Source organism: Microbacterium schleiferi, from assembly GCF_020781975.1.
Lineage (GTDB): Bacteria > Actinomycetota > Actinomycetes > Actinomycetales > Microbacteriaceae > Microbacterium.
On record NZ_JAJGNI010000004.1, the window covers coordinates 31,538 to 50,678 of the forward strand.

Annotated in this window: 16 protein-coding genes; 11 read left to right on the forward strand and 5 right to left on the reverse strand. The window is 67.8% G+C overall.

The annotated features are described in order from the left end of the window. Positions 1–14 precede the first annotated feature (14 nt). Positions 15–833 (reverse strand): tyrosine-protein phosphatase, encoded by an 819-nt coding sequence (locus LL236_RS05825; protein WP_228177862.1) that lies wholly within the window; start codon positions 831–833, stop codon positions 15–17. Between the two features lie 31 nt (positions 834–864). Beyond that, the gene (aspS, locus tag LL236_RS05830; protein WP_228177863.1) at positions 865–2,208 is read right to left on the reverse strand and encodes an aspartate--tRNA(Asn) ligase; all 1,344 of its coding nucleotides are present in this window, start codon (positions 2,206–2,208) and stop codon (positions 865–867) included. A 57-nt stretch (positions 2,209–2,265) separates the two neighbouring features. Here aspS and LL236_RS05835 point away from each other — a divergent pair, with 57 nt between their 5' ends. The 7 genes from LL236_RS05835 (at position 2,266) to ccsB (ending at position 8,360) form a co-directional block, all read left to right on the forward strand. Beyond that, entirely contained in the window at positions 2,266–2,766 is a 501-nt protein-coding gene (locus tag LL236_RS05835) for a DUF6264 family protein (protein ID WP_228177864.1), read from the forward strand. Between the two features lie 126 nt (positions 2,767–2,892). Next, entirely contained in the window at positions 2,893–3,501 is a 609-nt protein-coding gene (locus LL236_RS05840) for a DedA family protein (RefSeq protein WP_374198016.1), read from the forward strand. Positions 3,502–3,568: 67 nt separating this feature from the next. Beyond that, a complete protein-coding gene (locus tag LL236_RS05845; protein WP_228177865.1) occupies positions 3,569–4,198 on the forward strand; it encodes a histidine phosphatase family protein in 630 nt (209 codons plus the stop codon). Between the two features lies 1 nt (position 4,199). Continuing rightward, positions 4,200–4,820 (forward strand): TlpA family protein disulfide reductase, encoded by a 621-nt coding sequence (locus LL236_RS05850; protein WP_228177866.1) that lies wholly within the window; start codon positions 4,200–4,202, stop codon positions 4,818–4,820. Next, positions 4,817–5,572: a cytochrome c biogenesis CcdA family protein gene (locus tag LL236_RS05855; RefSeq protein WP_228177867.1), complete on the forward strand. Its 756-nt coding sequence runs from the start codon at positions 4,817–4,819 to the stop codon at positions 5,570–5,572. The genes LL236_RS05850 and LL236_RS05855 overlap by 4 nt, the downstream gene beginning before the upstream one ends. Continuing rightward, positions 5,553–7,286: a cytochrome c biogenesis protein ResB gene (resB, locus tag LL236_RS05860; protein WP_228177868.1), complete on the forward strand. Its 1,734-nt coding sequence runs from the start codon at positions 5,553–5,555 to the stop codon at positions 7,284–7,286. The genes LL236_RS05855 and resB overlap by 20 nt, the downstream gene beginning before the upstream one ends. Before the next feature lie 9 nt (positions 7,287–7,295). Beyond that, on the forward strand, positions 7,296–8,360 hold the full coding sequence (gene ccsB, locus LL236_RS05865) for a c-type cytochrome biogenesis protein CcsB (RefSeq protein WP_228177869.1): 1,065 nt from the start codon (positions 7,296–7,298) through the stop codon (positions 8,358–8,360). A gap of 346 nt (positions 8,361–8,706) precedes the next feature. On the opposite strand, the gene LL236_RS05870 is transcribed toward ccsB, so the two are convergent. Together LL236_RS05870 and LL236_RS05875 are read right to left on the reverse strand one after the other, a co-directional pair. Then, entirely contained in the window at positions 8,707–10,764 is a 2,058-nt protein-coding gene (locus LL236_RS05870) for a YhgE/Pip domain-containing protein (RefSeq protein WP_228177870.1), read from the reverse strand. Further along, entirely contained in the window at positions 10,761–13,661 is a 2,901-nt protein-coding gene (locus tag LL236_RS05875; protein ID WP_228177871.1) for an MMPL family transporter, read from the reverse strand. The genes LL236_RS05870 and LL236_RS05875 overlap by 4 nt, the downstream gene beginning before the upstream one ends. A 131-nt stretch (positions 13,662–13,792) precedes the next feature. On the opposite strand from LL236_RS05875, the gene LL236_RS05880 reads away from it, so the two are divergent. Further along, complete coding sequence (locus LL236_RS05880) at positions 13,793–14,467, forward strand: TetR/AcrR family transcriptional regulator (RefSeq protein ID WP_228177872.1); 675 nt, start codon at positions 13,793–13,795, stop codon at positions 14,465–14,467. A 27-nt stretch (positions 14,468–14,494) separates the two neighbouring features. On the opposite strand, the gene LL236_RS05885 is transcribed toward LL236_RS05880, so the two are convergent. After that, entirely contained in the window at positions 14,495–15,508 is a 1,014-nt protein-coding gene (locus LL236_RS05885) for an o-succinylbenzoate synthase (RefSeq protein WP_228177873.1), read from the reverse strand. An 81-nt stretch (positions 15,509–15,589) separates the two neighbouring features. Between LL236_RS05885 and LL236_RS05890 the strand changes: the two genes are divergently transcribed. The 3 genes from LL236_RS05890 (at position 15,590) to LL236_RS05900 (ending at position 19,135) form a co-directional block, all read left to right on the forward strand. Next, a complete protein-coding gene (locus tag LL236_RS05890) occupies positions 15,590–16,393 on the forward strand; it encodes an LLM class F420-dependent oxidoreductase (RefSeq protein WP_228177874.1) in 804 nt (267 codons plus the stop codon). A 687-nt stretch (positions 16,394–17,080) separates the two neighbouring features. Beyond that, on the forward strand, positions 17,081–17,983 hold the full coding sequence (locus tag LL236_RS05895) for a 1,4-dihydroxy-2-naphthoyl-CoA synthase (protein WP_228177875.1): 903 nt from the start codon (positions 17,081–17,083) through the stop codon (positions 17,981–17,983). 21 nt (positions 17,984–18,004) lie between these two features. After that, positions 18,005–19,135 carry an AMP-binding protein gene (locus LL236_RS05900; protein ID WP_308017247.1) on the forward strand — a complete coding sequence of 377 codons (1,131 nt, stop codon included), beginning with the start codon at positions 18,005–18,007 and terminating at the stop codon, positions 19,133–19,135. Positions 19,136–19,141 lie beyond the last annotated feature (6 nt).

Here is a 19,141-nt window from a genome sequence, read left to right on the forward strand (position 1 = left end):
CGGCGCTCACGGCCTCAGACCAGGCGCCGCCGCAGGGCGTCGAGTTCGGCATCAGTCAGCCCCCCTGAGCGTAGGTAGCCTGCCGCGCCGCCATGGGTGGAATCCACCCACTCCAGGGCGGTGACGATCGCTGCGGGCGGTGTCGCGGCGACGAGATCGTCGAGAGCCGGCGTGCGCGGAATGCCCATCGCCTGCAGCATCCCGAACATGCGCTCGGTCCAGGGGCCGGCGAGGTTACGCTCCGACGACGCATAGTCCTCGACGATCGCCGGGCGCTCGACTCCGACCGCCTCGAGGATCAGCGCGATCGCGACGCCGGTGCGATCCTTGCCGGCGGTGCAGTGGACGAGGACTGCTGCCTCAGACTGCGCTACCGCCCGGGCAGTCTCGGCGAAAGCGCTCGCGCCGTGTTGCAGCATCGAGACGTACAGTTCCGGCAGCGAGGGGATCTGGGCTAGCGCTCGTTCGATGATGCGGGATACCGCCTCCGGGTCGCTCGCTTGCGAGGCGGACTTCATGACCTCTTGAGCCATCCCGGCCATTGCGCCTTCGAGCACGCCCAGTTGCACAACGCGCGGCGGCGGCGATGCGGGAAGCCGGTCGGGCGCCATCTGCCTCTCGGTGTCGGTACGGAAGTCGATGACGACCTCGATGTCGCTCGCGGCCAGTTGATCCAGGCCGCGAGGCGTCAGGTCGCTCAGGGCATCCGACCTGTAGAGAACCCCGACGCGCGTACGATCGCCCGACACGACGGGCAGACCGCCGACGTCGCGAAAGTTGTGGGTCCCCTCGGGGCTCGAGGGAGTGAGCTCGGATGCCGAAGCCGCGGTCATGTCTCCAGCGTAGGCGTGACCGGTGACCGGCTCAGGGCGCGAGGCGCGTGGGGCCGCGGAAGAGGAAGGTCACTTCGCGGATGGAGGATTCGCCCAGCAGCAGCATGAGAAGGCGCGCGAGCCCCATCCCGAAACCACCGTGCGGGGGAACGCCGTAGCGGAAGAAGTCGAGATAGTGCTCGAGCCCCGCGACATCCAGGCCCTTCTCGGTGGCCTGCGCCTCGAGGACCTCGACGCGGTGCTCGCGCTGCGCGCCGGTGGTGATCTCGGTGCCGCGGTAGAGCAGGTCGTAGCTCTTGGTCATCCCGGTCCTGGGATCGCGCATGTGGTAGAACGGCCGGATCTCGGGGTGGTAGTCGGTGACGAACACGAAGTCGTGGTCGTACGTTTCCTTCACGTACGCCGACAGCTGGCGTTCGCCCTCGGGGTCGAGGTCGCCGTCAGCGCGGGGGATCTCGTAGCCGCGGGATGCGACGATCGACCGGGCCTCGGCAAGCGGAATGCGTGGGAACGGCAGGGTCGGAACCGTGACCTCGAGTCCGAAGAGCTCCTCGATCTCGGCGCCGTGCTTCTCTTTGACGGCGGCGATCGCGGTCTGAAGCAGCTCTTCTTGCATCCGCGCGACGTCTTCGTGGGACTCGACCCAGCTGATCTCCGCGTCGATGGAGGTGAACTCGGTGGCGTGGCGGCTCGTGAAGCTGGGGTCGGCGCGGAAGGCGTCGGCGATCTCGAACACCTTGCCAAAGCCCGCGGCCTGCGCCATCTGCTTGAAGTGTTGGGGGCTCTGCGCGAGGTAGGCGGTCTGGTCTCCGAAGTACTCCAGCTGGAACAGCTCCGCACGCGATTCGGCGGGGCTCGACATGAGCTTGGGGGAGTGGATCTCGATGTAGTCGCGCTCGATCCAGTAGCTGCGCATCGCGTGCTCGAGGGTGGTCTGCACGCGGAAGATCAGGTTGTTGCGGGCCTGACGCAGATCGATGAAGCGCCAGTCCATGCGCTTGTCGAGTCCGCTGTCGGCGGCGATGGGTGTCTCGGGGTCGGATGCCGCGGCGATCTCGAGAGCGTGGATCTTGATCTCGACACCTCCGAGCTTGACGCGTTCGTCGTGCTTGAGTTCCCCGGTGACGGTGAGGAAGGTGCCGGTCGAGAGAGCCGAGATGGTCTCCGTCAACGCAAGCGCCGCGTGAGCCGTATCGTCGGCATCCTCGGGAAGTTCGCGGGTCGCGGGATTGACCAACTGGACGGCGCCTGTCTCATCGCGCAGGATGACGAACTGCACCTTCTTCTGGTCGCGCACCGTCTCGACCCATCCGGAAACGGAGACGGAGCCCGCGGGCAGTTGCTTCAGCTGGTTCACCAGGACGCGTTCACTCACGAGCGCCCAGTCTACGGGCCGGTGCGGCCGGAACCCCCTGCGCCCTAGGATGGGCCCGTGAGCGACCCGAAAGATCCCGTCTTCCGCATGGATCCCAGCACGTTCCGCGTGCAGGAGCCCCCGCGGGCAGAGCACGCCGACGTGCCGGGTGAGACGGACACCGCGTCCGAGGCCCCGGAGGGCGACGCGGCAGAGTCCGAGGCGCCGGTCGCGCCTCGCCCCCGCAAGCCGCGCCGCCCCCTGCGCTGGGCGGATCTGATCGTCTCGATCGTGCTGTTTCTTCTCTTGGCAGCAGCGGCGGTGACGGCATCCATTTTCGGGGCGTTCCTGACCTTTGCGTCGGACTCGTGCTCGGCGACCGGGTGCAATTTCAACGTCATGACCATCGGTATCTGGGTCGCGGTGCTCTCCCCGTGGGTCGTCTTCCTCGTCGCGCTCGCCGGCTCGATCGTCATGATCGTGCTGCGCCGGATCTCGGTCTGGATTCCGATCACGGCGTTCGTCCTGATCGTTGCGCTGTGGCTGATCGGTGCCGTTCTGGTCTGGGCGGGCACCTGACCCGAGCCGCCCTACACAGGCGGCGTCCAGCCCGCTGTAACCTCGCGGCCGTACCGTGGTGGGGTGCACACCGCGACACCAGACGGCTCCTGGATGACGCACCTCATCGACTGGTCGGTCTCGCTCATGGAGATCATCGGGCCCGCAGGTGCAGGTCTTGCGATCGCGCTCGAGAACATCTTCCCGCCGCTGCCGAGCGAGGTGATCCTGCCGATGGCGGGTCTCTCGGCCAGCCGCGGGTCGTTCTCTCTTGCGGAGGCCCTGATCTGGACGACCCTCGGCTCGGTAGTGGGGGCCTTCCTGCTCTACGGGATCGGCGCCTGGCTCGGCGTGGACAGACTGCGCACGATCGCGGCCAAGGTCCCGCTACTGCGTCCGGATGACATTGATCGCACTGTCGCGTGGTTTCACCGTCACGGTGGCAAGGCGGTCTTCTTCGGGCGGATGGTGCCGATCTTCCGCAGTCTGATCTCGATCCCGGCGGGCGTGACCCGCATGCCGCTGTGGAAGTTCGGCCTGCTGACGTTCGCCGGTAGCGCGCTGTGGAACACCATCTTCGTGCTTGCCGGTTTCCTCCTCGGCGAGGCCTGGCCTGTCATCGAGCGGTACGCCGACATCCTCCAGTACGTCGTCATCGCCGCCGTAGTGGTCGGGATTGCGTGGTTCCTCGTCGTTCGCATCCGTACGCTTGTGGCCGACCGGCGCGCAGGGGATCCCAAGCCCTCCGCGGACTGAGCCCTCGGTCGCAGAGCAGCGAGCGCTCTCAGCCCGCGCAAAGCGAACCCCCACGTAGACTGGGGGAGTGCCCGCTGACCGTGTCCATCTCGTGCGTCACGGGGAGGTCTTCAACCCGAATCGGGTCCTGTACGGACGGCTCCCCGGCTACGGGCTGAGCGAAGACGGACGGCGTATGGCGCAACAAGCGGCGGCCTGGATCGGCGGGCTCGAGCGCCCGCTGGCATCCCTCATCGTGTCCCCGCTGCAGCGGGCGCAGGAGTCGGCCCAGCCCTTCATCGACCGTTTCGGTCTGCGGGCCACCACCGACGAGCGCGTCATCGAGCCGACCAACGTCTTCGAGGGCAAGCGCATGAAGCGCGCCCTGATGAACCCGCTGAACTGGCGGTACCTCGCTCGCCCCGCGGTGCCCAGCTGGGGTGAGCCCTACGCGCAGGTCGTCGCCCGCATGGATGCCGCGATGACGGATGCCTGGGGTGAGGCAGACGACGGCGACGTGGTCGTGGTCTCCCATCAGCTCCCTATCTGGGTGACCCACCTTGCAGTTGCCGGGCTTCCGACGCAGCACGATCCGCGGCACCGCCGGTGCGCGCTGTCGAGCGTGACGAGTTTCGAGCGGTCAGCCGACGGGTGGGTCGAGGTCGACTATGTCGAGCCCGCAGCGACATCGGGCGCCATCGACGTCGGGGCGGTGTGACGTGACGATTCGCCGTGGCCGCAGGTCGGCATCCGTCGCTCTCGCGCTGGTTGGCGCCCTCGCGGTGGGCGGAGTGCTCGCCGGGTGCACCGCCGATCCGCTCGCCGACCAGTACCGGGCGGGTGACAACAAGGGCTTCATCGCGCAGAACGGAATGGAAGCCGTCGCGATTCCCATCGACCAACGCTCCGCGCCGCTGAACTTCTCGGGCGTCACCGATACCGGCGAGACGGTGACGAGCGATGACTACCGCGGTCAGGTGCTCGTGGTGAACTTCTGGTACGCCGCATGCGCGCCGTGCATCGTCGAGGCGCCCGAACTCGAGGCCGCCTACGAGGAGGTCGGCGGGGCCGATGTCGCGTTCCTCGGTCTGAACACTGCCGACGAGGCGCCGACGGCGCGATCGTTCGCCGAAGACAACGGCGTCAGCTATCCGAGCCTCATCTCGGTCGGCGACCGCGAACTCAAGCTCGCGTTCGCGGACGCGACCCCCTTGAACGCGACCCCCGTCACGCTTGTCATCGACCCCGAAGGCCGCGTCGCTGCTCGGGTCATCGGCGCGCTCTCGAGCTCGTCCATCCTCACGACTCTCGTGAAGGAAACGCTCGCGGAGAACGGATGAACGTCACCGACCTGATCGGAGGGGGAGCCCTCTGGGTTGCCGTCCCGATCGCGTTGGCGGCCGGCCTCCTGTCGTTCCTCTCGCCGTGCGTGCTGCCTCTGGTGCCCGGCTACCTCGGGTTCATCGGTGGCTCAGTCACCTCGACCCGCAACGATCAGGGGATCGCGGTCCCGAGCCGGGCTCGGCTGCTTGGGGGCGTTGCTCTCTTCATCGCCGGATTCACCGTCGTGTTCATGGCGATCACGATCCTCGGTGGTGCGCTCGGCCAGTTCTTCCTCCGGTATGGCGACCTCATCACCCGCATCCTTGGTGGTGTCATCATCCTGCTCGGCCTCGTCTTCATCGGGCTGTTCGGCTTCGCGCAGCGCACGATCAAACCGCAGGTGCGCGGTAACGTCGGCCTCATCGGCGCCCCCCTGCTGGGTCTCGCGCTCGGCCTCGGCTGGGCTCCGTGCATCGGCCCGACCCTGGCCGCGATCACCGCGCTGTCCTGGAATTTCGGCGACCCCGGGCGCGCAGCCCTCCTCGGCCTCACGTACTCGCTCGGACTCGGCATCCCCTTCGTGCTGCTCGCACTCGGCCTCGGCTGGGCAACCACGGCCGTCACGTTCCTGCGACGCCACATCCGCGCGATCAACATCGCCGGCGGCATCCTGCTCGTGCTGCTCGGCATCCTCATGCTCACCGGCGTCTGGACGACGCTCATGATCTCGCTCCAGGGGGTGCTCATCAATGTCCCCCTCCCGCTCTGATGACGTGACCGTCGATCCGCTTCGCCCCGCCGATCACGCCGATGCTGCGGCCGACAGCATGGATGCCGGTGGCTCATCCCCCGACGACACGGTCAACTCGCCCGCGCTCGGCGTCGTCGGATGGGCGCGGTGGGGATGGCGCCAGCTCACCAGCATGCGCACCGCCCTGCTCCTGCTTCTGCTGCTCGCGATCGCGGCGATCCCGGGGTCGCTCGTACCCCAGCGCAGTGCCGATCCCAACGGCGTCACGCGGTACTTCACTGACAATCCCGACCTCGCGCCGATCCTTGACGGGCTCCAACTGTTCGACGTGTACACGTCGGCCTGGTTCTCGGCGATCTACATCCTGTTGTTCATCTCGCTCATCGGATGTGTCATCCCGCGCACGCAGCACCACTGGAAGGCGCTGCGGGCCCGGCCCCCGCGCACTCCTGCACGTCTCGAGCGGCTCTCGACGTATCGCGAGACGTTGATCGAAGGGGCGGATGCCGACCCCGCAGCCTATGCGGCCGACGCTGTGGCTCTCGCCGAGCAGCAGCTGCGCCGCGGTGGTTACCGCACCGAGCGGTACGACACCGACCGTCGGGGCGCCCCGAGCTTCAGTGTCTCGGCAGAGCGCGGCTACCTGAAAGAGACCGGGAACCTCATCTTCCACGGCGCGCTCGTGGGCGTTCTCATCGCGGTCGGAGTCGGCGGAGGCTTCACCTACACCGGCCAGACCGTCATCATCCAGGGCGACACGTTCACGAACGCGCTCGTTGATTACTCCTCGTTCAACCCCGGCCGCTTCGTCGACGAGAACTCCCTCGTTCCCTATGCGATAACGCTCGACGAGTTCAGCGTCAGCTACGTCGCTCCCGACGAAAGCGGCGCCGGTCAGGCCGGAGACTTCGTCGCGCGACTCACCACCCAACGCGCAGGCGAGGACCCGACAGCCGGAGAGGTGCGGGTGAACCATCCGCTCGATGTCGCGGGCGATCGAATCTTCCTCATGGGCAACGGTTACGCGCCGACCATCACGGTTCGCGCTCCCGACGGCGAGGTCGTCTACTCGGCATCCGTTCCCTTCCTGCCGCAGGACCGGAACCTCACCTCGCTCGGCGTCGTCAAGGTGCCCGACGGACTACCTGAGCAGCTCGGGCTCGTCGGCTTCTTCTACCCGACGGTCGCGGAGCTCGAGACCGGGGCCCTCACCTCGGGATGGCCAGCACTGGTCTACCCGGAGTTGACCCTCAACGTGTTCGAGGGGGATCTCGGCATCGACGGCGGCATCCCGCGCTCGGTGTACGCCCTCGACACGACGGACATGACACAGCTCACCGGCGGAACCACCGGTGTCGACTCGATCCGGCTGCTGCCGGGCGAAACCGCAGAGATCCCCGGCGGCCGCGGAACCGTCACCTTCGAAGACGATTCCGCCGTGACCCCCACGGGCGAGCCGGTCAAGCGGTTCGTCTCGCTGTCGATCCACCGAGACGCCGCCGCGACGTGGGTTCTCGTGTTCGCTTCGATCGCCGTCGCGGGGCTGCTCGCTGCCCTGTTCGTGCCCCGCCGCCGCATGTGGGTGAAGGCGACAGTTCAAGGCCCCAACGTGAGGATCGAGTACGCGGGACTCGCCCGTGGTGAGGATCCGACGCTGGATGCCACGGTCGAGCGCTTCGCCGGCGACCACGGCGCCTCCCTCGCGGGGCGCGGCGCCAGCAAGCCCACGTAAACTGGCCCCATGCCCGTCGATTCCGCGCTGTCCCTCGAGTCGGTCTCGTTTCTGCTGGTGTGGACCGCCATCGCGATCTACGCACTCGCGTTCATCGCCTACGTCGTCGACCTCTCACGCCGTTCGGCGGTAGCGGTCGACCGCTCCGCTCAGCGGGAGCTCGTGTCGGTCGGTGCAGGAGCGGCATCCGTCGGTGGCGCGGCGGGTCCTGCATCCGCTGTCGAGGAGCTTCGCGCCGAGGGTCGGGCTGCCGAAGAGAACCTCAACGCAGCGCCGGGTCGCCGCACGCGTCTACTGTGGGCGCGTATCGGCACGAGCCTGACGTGGCTCGCCTTCCTCTTCCACCTCGGGGGCGTCATCACGCGCGGCATCGTCGCCGGTCACGTGCCGTGGTCGAACATGTACGAGTTCGCCCTCACGGGCACGGTGCTGATCGTCGCCGTCTACCTCGGGGTGCTCTTCCGCTACGACCTCCGTTTCCTCGGATCGCTCATCACAGGCATGGTCGTCCTCATGCTCGGCGGCGCCTCGCTGCCGTTCACGTTCTATGTCGAGGTCGTGCCGCTGGCCGACCCGCTCAAGAGCGTCTGGCTCGTCATCCACGTGTTCGTCGCCTCGCTGGCTACCGCGCTGTTCGCTATCGCGTTCGGCCTGTCGGTGCTCCAGCTCATGCAGGCGCGCCGCGAACAGCGGGCGATTGCCGCCGTCGGCACCGGTGCGACGATGCGATCCGGCCCGGGCTTCCTGCGTACCCTTCCCGGCGCGGAAGCACTCGAATCGCTGGCCTACCGCTTCGCGATCATGGGCTTCGTCTTCTGGACCTTCACGCTGATCGCCGGATCGATCTGGGCCAACGACGCGTGGGGCCGCTACTGGGGCTTTGACACGAAGGAAGTCTGGACCTTCGTGATCTGGGTCCTCTACGCCGGTTACATCCACGCCCGGGCGACGCGCGGGTGGCGCGGCGCCCGCTCAGCGTGGCTGTCGATCGTCGGATTCGCGGCAGTGATCTTCAACTTCACGATCGTGAACATGTTCTTCAAGGGACTGCACGCCTACAGCGGCCTCAGCTGAGGCTTTGGCCGGCTCTCGTCATCCGGGCCGGTTCCGCGTCTGGCCCCATCTTTCGGTCGCGCCTTCCTGCGGGCTGCAGGCACCCATACCCACGCCAAGGCGCGACCGAGCTGCTCTTCAGGGACGCTCTGGGTCTGACGAAAGATCTCGGTCGCGCCTAGATGCGGGTGGAGGCGGGGAAGACCCACACCAAGGCGCGACTGAGCTGCTCGGTACGGGTGCGAGGGCGCGACGGATGCTGCGGCGTGCACACGGCTCGTCATCCTTCGGTCGCGCCTTGACGTGGGTGTGGGGCCGTGAGACCCGCGCGAGGGCGCGACCGAAGGGGATGTGCGCGTCAGGGCGGCTAGTTTGTGGCGGGGGCGGCGAGGATGGCGCGGGCCGTGGTCGTCCGCTTGGCGGCCACCGCGAGGATGGTCGCGATGAAGGCGAGGCCGCTCCAGATCAGGAGACCCGCGATCCCCGCGCTGACGCCGCCCGACCCGGTCAGGGCGCCGAGCATCGCGTTGTACGCGGGCGAGACCGGCATGACCTCGTCGATCGCCGTCAGCACACCGGGAACCGTGGACACAATTCCGGTTGCAACGGCGAGTACGCCGATCAGGGCGGCCGCCCAGCGGCCGGCGCCACCGAAGACGGCAACGAGTGCCTGGTTCACTGCAGCGAACGCGATACCGGCCAGGATGCTGACCCCGGCGAAGATCGACCAGTCTCCCCAGTCATAGCCAGCAGAGATCTGGACGATCCCAGCCACGAGCAGACCCTGGACGGCGCCGATCGCCGCGGCGGGGGCCAGCGAGCGCAGGGCGAGCAGCACGGACGGCGACCGGGAGGCGAGCGTGCGAGCCGGGAAGGCCCGGAGCACGACGAACGAACCAAGTGCGCCGAACCACAGGGCGAGCGCGGTCAACAGCGGAATCGCTGACGCGCCGAACAGGTCGGAGCCGACACCTTCCGCCGCCACGGGATCGGCCACGACTTCCGCGAGGCTCGCGGCCTCGGCATCCGTATACGACGGGAGCTGCTCGACCGCCGTGTGGAGCCCATCCGCGAGGGAGGTCGTGCCATCGGCGAGCTGTCTCAGCCCGTCGCTCAGGGTCGTGGCACCGGTAGCGGCGTCACCGACACCGGTGGCGAGACCCGATGCGCCCGACGCGAGCTGTGCGCTGCCGGCAGCGAGGTCGTTTGCGCTCGCTGCGAGCTGATGGACGCCCGCGGCCGCCTCGTTCGCACCACCGGCCAGTCCCGTGATGCCGGAAGTGACCTGTGAGCTCCCGCCCGCGAGTTGAGTCACGCCGGCTGTCAGGTCGGGTCCGAGCGTTGACAGGTCGTCGACCCCGGCAGCGATCGTATCGGCGTTGTCGAGAATGTCGTTGACCGCAGGCAAGGCGGCGTTGGCCTCATCGGCGATCTGGGTGAGTGTCTGACAGACCGGGCCCGGGAGGCCAAGATCCGTACACGTCGCGACGAGCTGGTTGAGGTCGTCGACAGCTCCATTCACCGAGGCGCTGATCTGATCGCTGTTGGCAGCGAGCTCGTATGCGGCATCGACAACGTCTTGCGGGAGGGTTGGAATTTGGGCGGTCTGCGCCGCCAGCTGATTCAGGCCGTCGGTGACCTGCTGTGAACCGCTGGCTACGGCTCCGGCTCCCGCGGCCCACGAGTCCAGGCCGTTCGCGGCGTTCGTCGCCCCGGCTGACCAGGCGGTCAGGCCGCCACTGAGTCGGCTCGTTCCGGCGGAGAGTTGCGAAGCTCCCGATGCAGCGTCCTGCAGCCCGCTCGCAAGTTCTGCCGACCCGTCAGCCGATTGCTTCATCCCGTCGGCGAGCTGGTCGGCGCCATCGGCTGCCTCGCCGAGTTGGTCACCGAGGGTCGTGAAGCCGAGGAACACGTTCTCGAGGTAGGCCGTCGAGATCTGCTCGCCGGTCAGCGTTGCCGCGGTCGAGGTGATCTGAGCGGTAATGGCGTCGTCGACGATGAGGCTGTCGGGCGGCGTCGTGACCTCGATGGTGGCGCGCTCCGGAGTTTCGCCGGGGCGGGTCGATGTCGCTGCGGCCGAGAAATTCTCGGGAATCGTCACGACTGCGGCGTAGGTGCCGTCGGCGAGGCCCGTGGCCGCGTCGTCGGCGTTCGAGATCGTCCAGGTCAGGTTGCGCTCGCTATCCCCGGAGCCTTCCACGAGGCCCGCTGTGAGCTGGCGTCCGAGTGGGACGTACTGACCATCGATCGTGACAGCCTGATCGTTGTTCACAATCGCGGCGTTCATCGTGTCAAGCCGCGACGCGGGGTTGTACAGGGCGACCACCAGGATGCCGCCGATGACGGCGGGCAACAGAATGACGCCAAGAATCGTCAGCCATGTGATGGGCCGGCGGGTGCGAGCTCGTTCGACAGAAATGCTCATGCGTGCTCCTCAGCGGAAGCGGGAACGGGTGTGTGAAGACGTGTGGGAAGCGCCAGTGAGTGCACGCCCGCACGGTGGGCGTCGGCCATGAGGCTGAGCGCCGAGCCCTCATGCTGGGTCGAGGCCAGGATCGTGAGTGGCGAGTGCGCGTCATCGAAACGCTCGCGACGTGCGACTGCCGCATCACGCAGGAGCGCCGCCGCCTGATCTCGCGTAGCTTGGCCTTCGAGTCGGCCGAGACCATCGATGACGACGATCAGCGCGGATCCGCGCAGGGCGCGCGCGAGCTCCGCGAGGGGATCGTCGGCATCCGCGAGGAGTGCAACTCCGACCTGTGAACGCACCCATGCGGCACGCTCGGGAAGCAGGTGCCCGGCAACTCGCAGGCGGCCGCCGGTCGGGGCGAGGCGGCCGGCGATCGTCAACAGCAGGGCGCGTGAGGCGCGCGGGTCGCCGGTGACGATGACCGTGTCGCCGAACTCGACGCGGGTTGTCACCCCGGCGAATACGTCGACATCACCGCCGTGCGTCGACCCGTAGGCCAGCAGATCGAGATCCTCGGCGGCCACGGCTGCGATGCGGTCGGACTTAGGCCAGTCCTTGAGCGAGAGCTCTCGCTCCACGGCTTCGCCCTCGACGTCGAAGTGCGGCAGCACACGGTGCATCCACCGCGGCATCCACCACGCGTGCTGACCCAGAAGAGTCATCACGGCGGGAACCAGCGTCATACGCACGAGGAACGCATCGATTGCGATTCCCGCCGCAAGCCCCAGTGCTATGGGTTTGATGTTGATGTCACCCTCCGGAACGAACGCCGCGAACACCGCAAACATGATGACCGCGGCTGCGGTGACGACCCGGGCGGATGCCGTGAACCCCGACCGGACGGCGCTGATCGCCGTCGCGCGGTCGGCGCGGCCCCCGCGGGCACGCCGCAGGTGGACGTAGTCCTCGCGCATGCGTGAGACCAGGAAGACCTCGTAGTCCATCGCGAGGCCGAAGAGGACTCCCATGAGGATGATCGGCATGAAGCTGATGACGGGGCCGGTCTTGGACACGTGGAGCGCGTCGGCGAACACTCCCCACTCGAAGACGAGGGCGACGATCCCGAATGCTGCGGCGACCGAGAGGAGGTAGCCGGCGGCTGCCTTGAGGGGAACCCAGATGGATCGGAAGACGATCGTGAGCAGCACGAGCGAAAGCCCGACCACGAAGATGCCGAACGGCAGGAGTGCGCCGCCCAGCCTGTCGGAGATGTCGATGGCGACGGCGGTGAAGCCGGTCACTTTGAGGTCGACGCCGTACTCGTCGAGCAGCCTGTCGTGTTGTGAGCGCAGTTCGCGCACGAGTTCGGCCGTGGCGGGGTCATCCGGTGCGGTCTCGGGCACGATCTGCACGATTCCGGTATCGGCCGTGCGGTTGGGGGTTGCGAGTGCTACCTCTTTCACGCCGGGTATCGTCGCGATGTCATCGCCGAGGTCCTGCATGAGGGTCAGCGGATCGGTCGAGGTGACGATCGTGCCAGTCATGATGAGCGGCCCGTTAGCGCCGGCCCCGAAGTGCTCGGCCACGAGGTCGTAGCTCTGCCTTGCCTCGTTGTCTTCGGGCAGCATCCCGGCGTTGGGAAGAGCCAACGGGAGGCTGCCGGCGGGGATCGCGAGCGCCCCGAGAAGCGCCACGACCGACACCGTGGTGACGACCGGATGCCGGGTCACGAGCTTCACCCACGGGTTCGTCTTCTTGCGGTGTGCGGTTGCAGGTGCGGGCTCAGCCTCGGGTTCGGCATCAGCCTCGGATGCGGCCTCAGCCAGTGCCGCGGCATCCTCGCGTGCAGATGTGCCACGCCGTCGTCTGGTGACCTTTCGGCGTCGGGGCCATCCGGCAACCCGGCCTTTGACGAAGCCGAGGAAGGCGGGCGTGAGGGTCACGGCAATGGCAACGGCGATGGCGACCGCGACCGATGCGGCGATCCCCATGGTGGTGAGGAAGGGGATGTTGGCAAAAGAGAGGCCGATGAGCGCGATCAGCACTGTCGCGCCGGCGAACACGACAGCGGAGCCGGCCGTTCCTGTCGCTCGGGCTGCAGCCTCTTCGGGGTCGACGCCGTCACGGACGGCATCCTGCTGGCGGGAGATGATGAACAGCGCGTAGTCGATGCCGACTGCGAGCCCCAGCATGAGCGCGAGCATCGGCGTCGTCGACGAGATCGTCGCAAAGGCCGTCGAGATGAAGATGAGCGCCATCGACAGGCCGACGCCGACGAGGGCAGTGATGAGAGGGAGGCCCGCGACGACGAACGATCGGAACGTCACGATGAGAACCGCCAGAGCGAGGACCACGCCGAACAGTTCGACGATCGACAGCGTCGGCAGTGACTGGGAGAAGAGGTCTCCGCCGAGCGCCACCGTCGTTCCGGCGGGAAGCTCGGCCTGCAGGGCATCGGTGATCTCGAAAAGCTCATCCTTCGTTTCGGACGAGACCGACGAGGCCTGCCCTTCGAACTGGAAGCGCACAAGGGCCGCCGACCCGCCGTCGGAGATCAGGCCCGAAATCGACTCGTCGTACGGGTCGCTGACGGCGAGGACCCCGTCAATGCCCTCGATCTCGTCGATCGTCTGGGCGATGTCTTCGGGGAACGGTGCGTCCTCAACAGTCATGCCCTCGGGGGCGACGACGATGAACTGCGCACTGGTTCCCGAGACTTCAGGAAAGGTCCGCTGCAGCTCCTCGAGGCCCGCCTGTGACTCGGTTCCGGGAATCGAGAAGGTGTTGTCGGTGCCCTGCTGGAAGAGCACAGCTCCGCCGCCCGCGAGGACCAGCACGAGAAGCCAAGACGCGAGCACCCGCCACGGGTGCCGATACGCCCATCGTCCGAGGGCATAGAGAACGGTGGACACGGGTCTTCCTCCGGGAGTCGTCAAGGGGAGTCTCGATACACCGGTGTATCCGATACGCATGTGTATCGTAGACGATTGCTGAGACCAGCAGGCTGAAGGTTCGTTGTGAACACCGGTGAGGGGAGGGCGCGATGTCGGCAGATGACGCTGACGCCACCCGGCATGTGCTGCAGGCGATCGACGGCATCACCCCTGACGGGGCGCGTGGTCGCGAGCGCACCAAAGCGCGGCTGATGCGCGCCGCCTACGAAGTGTTTGCCGAAGTCGGGCTCGACGGAGCCTCGGTCGAGGCGATCTGCGAACGCGCCGGATACACGCGCGGTGCGTTCTATTCCAACTTCTCCACAAAGGAAGAGCTGTTCTTCGAGCTGGTGCGCGCGGTGACCGACCGCAAGCTTGAAGCTGTCTCCGAACGCGTGGACGGCTTGCGTGCCCAGGATGCCGCGTTGACGCCCAACGAGCTGGTGCAGAGCGTGCTCGATGGCACCGTCGAAGGGCTCCTCGATGTCGTCCTCATGAGCGAGATCCGGTTGCGCGCGATGCGCGACGACGAGACGGCGCGGGCGTACCTTGCGTGGGCTTCGAGCCTCATCGATCGGGTGCAGCGGATGATCGAATCGCTTGTCACCTCCTACGGTCTGCGGCTGCGCCTCCCAGCCCGCGACGTAGCTCGCCTCGTCTTGACAGTCTGGGAAGACGCGCTCATCACGGCAGCGATCGAGCGGATCGATGACGACGGGCTGCGTCGACGCGCAGAGTCGCAGACGCAACAGCTCGCGCTCGCGCTCGTCGACGCGGCATCCTGATCGCGCGCTAGGCCCAGCGCGACCGTTTCAGCCCTGGGACACCGCCAGGAGGGCGTGGCACCTGGTTAGTCGCTCGCGCCACCACCGTCTGCGGTCCGGCGGTGCTGCCTGGAATTCAAGCGCTGACTCGTCGACCGCGGGTCTGCGAACAGGAATGGTGCCGTGCTCCGGCCGCACCGGCTGCGTCGTGACGTCGGCAGCCAGCAAAGAAGCGGTGCCCAGGCCGCAGTCGTAGTCGAGATCGGGAAGGGCCGCGGCCAGCGCAGCGCCCATTGCCAGCCCCACCGAAGTGTCAAGCGCGCTCGAGACGACGACGGGCAGCCCCGCCTCGGCGACGATCGCGAGAGCCCGGTGGACGCCGCCCAGGGGCTGCGCCTTGATCACCAGCAGATCTGCGGCGCCGGAACGTGCCACAGCGAGCGGGTCTTCGGCCTTGCGTACACTCTCGTCGGCGGCAACCGGAACACCCATGTACCGGATGCGGCGCCGCAGCTCCCGGAGCTCCTCCAGGCTTCCGCAGGGTTGTTCGACGTACTCCAGATCGAACTCGGCGAGCGCACGCACCGCGTGCTCCGCCTCGTCCAGGTTCCACGCTCCGTTTGCGTCGACCCGGATGCGGCCGAGCGGCCCCATGGCCTCCCGGACCGCTCGCACGCGGGCCACATCATCGGCGAGTGTCCCGCCGGACTCTGCCACCTTGACCTTCACCGTGCGGCATCCATCGAAACGGGCGAGCACGTCGGATACGGCATCCGGTGCAACCGCGGGAACTGTCGCATTCACGCGGATCTCGCTGCGACGGGCCGCGGGGGTGCTGTGCCAGCCGAAGTCGATGGTTGCGGCAAGCCAGGTGCTCGCCTCGGCGTCGTCGTACTCGAGGAACGGTGAGAACTCCGTCCATCCCGCGGGCCCGCGCAGCAGCATCGCTTCTCGGTGCTCGATGCCGCGGAACCGTGTTGCGAGCGGTAGTGCGACAACGTGGGCGCTCTCGAGGAGTTCGTCCAGGGGCGGGAGTGACGGCAGGTGCAAGGCGGCGACCATGCTCTCATCCTGCCCGCCGCACTGCCGCTCGGCATCCCGGCGCGCGGGCCCTGGGGGTGTGGACGTCCGTAGGCTGAAGACATGGTTCTTCTCGATACTCCCGTCCGACTCGGCGTGCAGGTGCGCCCCCAGCACGTGAGCTATCCCCAGATCCGTGAGGCAGTGCTCTGGCTCGAGGACTTCGGCGTCGACATCGCCTTCAACTGGGATCATTTCTACCCGCTCAGCGGTGACCCGGATGGCGCGCACTTCGAGTCGTGGACGATGCTCGGCGCGTGGGCTGAGCAGACCGAGCGCATCGAGTTCGGCGCTCTTGTCAACTGCAACAGCTACCGCAACGCCGACCTGCAGGCAGATATGGCGCGGACGGTCGACCACATCAGCGCCAAGGGCGGCGCTGCCGGCCGGTTCATCTTCGGCACCGGCTCGGGGTGGTTCGAGAAGGACTACGTCGAATACGGCTATGAGTTCGGTACCGCGGGTTCTCGGCTGGATGACCTGGCCGAAGGGCTCCGCCGGGTCGAGGCCCGGTGGGAGCAGCTCAATCCGGCGCCGACGCGCAAGATCCCCGTCATGATCGGCGGCGCGGGCGAACAGAAGACCCTGCGTCTGGTTGCCCGCCACGCCGACATCTGGCACAGCTTCGTGAAGCCGGATGCCGTCACCAGCAAGCTCGACGTTCTCGAGCGGTGGGCGCAGAAGGAAGAGCGGGACCTGTCGAACCTCGTGGTCTCGAACGAGATCGGGGCGCGAAACGTCGACGAGGTCGAGGCGCTCTATGGCGCGGGAGTGCGGCTGTTCACGCTGGGGATCGATGGCCCCGACTGGAACTTCGACGCCGTCAAGCAGTGGGTGGCGTGGCGCGACGCCAAGAACGCGGCGTGATGGTCGCGCGCGGACCGGTCAGCTGACCGATTCGCCGCAGACGCCGCAGATGCCGCTCGTCGGGACCTCGACGAAGCAGTTCGGGCACACCGCTGCGACCCGCTCGGGCTTCGACGGCGTTGGGCGGGATGTACGGGGTGCGCGGGGCGTCGTGCTCTTGCGTGCCCGGGCAGCCGGGGGAGCCGAGACCGGAGGGAGCGGTGCGACGGCCGGGCGGTGTTCGAGGCAGTAGAGGCGCACGAACCCGGCGTGGTTGTTAGGGTGCCGGTGCTTGACCGCCCACAGCTCGGTCCGCTCTTTCAGCGGCTCGTCTGCAGGGCATCGGGCGCAGCGACTCGCCTCACCGGGCATCGCCTCGGAGGCCAGGACGGGGGTCTCGAACGGGAGCGCGTCCCGCCAGTCAGACGATGTCCTGATCTGCATCCGTATATCTCCCTGTCCTCTCCTCCAGGCTACCCGCGCCGAGTTGTCCCTCTCTCCGCCGAGTTGTCCTTCCTCCCGCCGAGTTGTCCCTCTCCCCGCCGAGTTGTCCTTCGCTGTGCTGAGTTGTCCCTTGCTGCGTCGAGTTGTCCCTTGCGCTAGGCAAGGACAACTCGCGCCGGGCAAGGACAACTCGCGTGAAGGAGGGACAACTCGCGTGAAGGTGTGGCCCGCCAGACGGGCTAAGCGCCCGCGTAGGCTGGTGCCGTGAGCGTTTCCGAGCTGTTCGATCCGGATGCCTGGGTTCTTGCCCCCGGTGCTGAGGGGTACACCGACATCACCTCCCACGTCTCGCCGGACGGCCGGATCGCCCGGATCGCGTTCGACCGGCCCGAGGTTCGCAACGCGTTCCGCCCACACACCGTCGACGAGCTGTACCGCGCCCTCGACATCGCACGGCAGGACTCGAAGATCGGCGTCGTGCTCCTGACCGGCAACGGCCCGAGTCCGAAGGACGGCGGCTGGGCGTTCTGCTCCGGCGGCGACCAGCGCATCCGTGGTCGCGATGGCTACACCTATGCGGCCGACGACGCGACGGCACCGGACCCGGCCCGCTCGGGGCGCCTGCACATCCTTGAGGTGCAACGGCTCATCCGGTTCATGCCGAAGGTCGTGATCGCGGTGATCCCGGGCTGGGCTGCGGGCGGCGGACACTCGCTGCACGTCGTGTGCGACCTGTCGATCGCGAGCCGCGAGCACGGCAGGTTCAAACAGACGGATGCCGACGTCGGCTCCTTCGACGCGGGCTACGGCTCGGCGTACTTCGCCCGCCAGATCGGCCAGAAGTTCGCGCGCGAGGTGTTCTTCCTCGCGGAGGAGTACGCGGCGCAGCGGGCGTACGAGATGGGCGCGGTCAACCGCGTCGTCGAGCATGCGCAGCTCGAGCGCGAGGCCATCGCGATGGCCCGCACGATCCTCACCAAGTCGCCGACCGCGATCCGGATGCTGAAGTTCGCGTTCAACGCCGTCGATGACGGGCTCGTGGGCCAGCAGGTGTTCGCGGGGGAAGCGACCCGGCTCGCATACGGCACCGATGAGGCCGTCGAGGGCAAGGACGCGTTCCTGCAGAAGCGTGACCCCGACTGGTCGCCGTATCCCTGGCACTACTGAACCCGGGCCCGGACCGCCGTCGTGACGAACCGATTGCAGGATGACACGCCGCAGCCGACGCTCTGGCGGCTCATCCGGCTGAGTTCCTCCTGCAATCGGGACGCGCAGGCGCTCGTGGAAACAGTGCGCGACGCGCTCGCCGAGGTTCCGGGGTCAGATCTCGAGCCGGCGGTGATCGTCGAGACCTCCGGCTCGTCGGGCTACCCCAAGTCGGTCGTGCTTCCGATCGGCGCGCTGCGCGCCAGCGCCACAGCGACGGCAGAACGGATCGGGTCCGGGTCCTGGGTGCTCGCGCTCGAACCGACGTATGTCGCCGGTCTCCAGGTGCTCGTGCGCAGCATCCTGGCGGGGACCGACCCGGCCGTCATCCCTGCCTCGTTCACGCCCGAGCAGTTCTTCGAGGCCGCCGCGGGACTCGACGCTCCCCGGTACACGTCGCTCGTGCCCGCCCAACTCACCCGGCTCCTGGATGCCGCAGCCCGCGATCCCGCGGTCGCAGACTGCCTGCGCGGGTTCGAAGCGATCCTCGTCGGCGGCCAAGCGCTGCCAGCGGCGGAGTTGCAGCGTAGCGCCGCTCTCGGCATCCGGATCGTGCGCACGTACGGCTCCAGCGAGACCAGCGGCGGATGTGTGTACGACGGCGTGCCGCTGGCCGGAGTGAGCATACGTGTCGAGGGCGGCGAGGTGCAGATCGCGGGACCGGTTCTCGCGTCCGGGTACCTCGACGATGACGAGCGAACCGCGAAGGCCTTCGTCACGGATGCCGACGGCACCCGCTGGTACCGCACCGGCGATACGGGCACGTTCGACGGCACCCTCCGGGTGACCGGGCGCCGCGACAACGTCATTGTCAGCGGTGGCATCAACGTGTCGCTCGACCGCGTGGAGCGCGTCGTGCGCACAGTCCCGGGACTCGAAGCTGCGGTGGTGGTTCCCGTGACGGATGCCCGCTGGGGACAGGCCTCCGTCATCGTCGTCGAAGGGAGCGGCGCGGCCGTGGATGACGCGCTCGCCGAGGCACGCACGCGGGTGGAGTGCGAGATCGGTGCCCCGGCGCGGCCCCGCGCCATCGTCAGGGTCGAACGGATGCCGCTCCTGCCCTCGGGCAAGCCTGACCGCGTCCGGCTCCGCGAGCAGATCACGACGCTCTAGGATTGC

Excerpts from the sequence above, each read along its gene's own strand:
- LL236_RS05840 (WP_374198016.1), top strand. The coding sequence starts at position 2,893 with ATGGAGATCATCGGGCCCGCAGGTGCAGGTCTTGCGATCGCGCTCGAG.
- ccsB (WP_228177869.1), top strand. The coding sequence starts at position 7,296 with ATGCCCGTCGATTCCGCGCTGTCCCTCGAGTCGGTCTCGTTTCTGCTG.
- resB (WP_228177868.1), top strand. The coding sequence starts at position 5,553 with ATGTCCCCCTCCCGCTCTGATGACGTGACCGTCGATCCGCTTCGCCCC.
- LL236_RS05855 (WP_228177867.1), top strand. The coding sequence starts at position 4,817 with ATGAACGTCACCGACCTGATCGGAGGGGGAGCCCTCTGGGTTGCCGTC.
- LL236_RS05825 (WP_228177862.1), bottom strand. The coding sequence starts at position 833 with ATGACCGCGGCTTCGGCATCCGAGCTCACTCCCTCGAGCCCCGAGGGG.
- LL236_RS05880 (WP_228177872.1), top strand. The coding sequence starts at position 13,793 with ATGTCGGCAGATGACGCTGACGCCACCCGGCATGTGCTGCAGGCGATC.
- LL236_RS05870 (WP_228177870.1), bottom strand. The coding sequence starts at position 10,764 with ATGAGCATTTCTGTCGAACGAGCTCGCACCCGCCGGCCCATCACATGG.
- LL236_RS05890 (WP_228177874.1), top strand. The coding sequence starts at position 15,590 with ATGGTTCTTCTCGATACTCCCGTCCGACTCGGCGTGCAGGTGCGCCCC.
- LL236_RS05885 (WP_228177873.1), bottom strand. The coding sequence starts at position 15,508 with ATGGTCGCCGCCTTGCACCTGCCGTCACTCCCGCCCCTGGACGAACTC.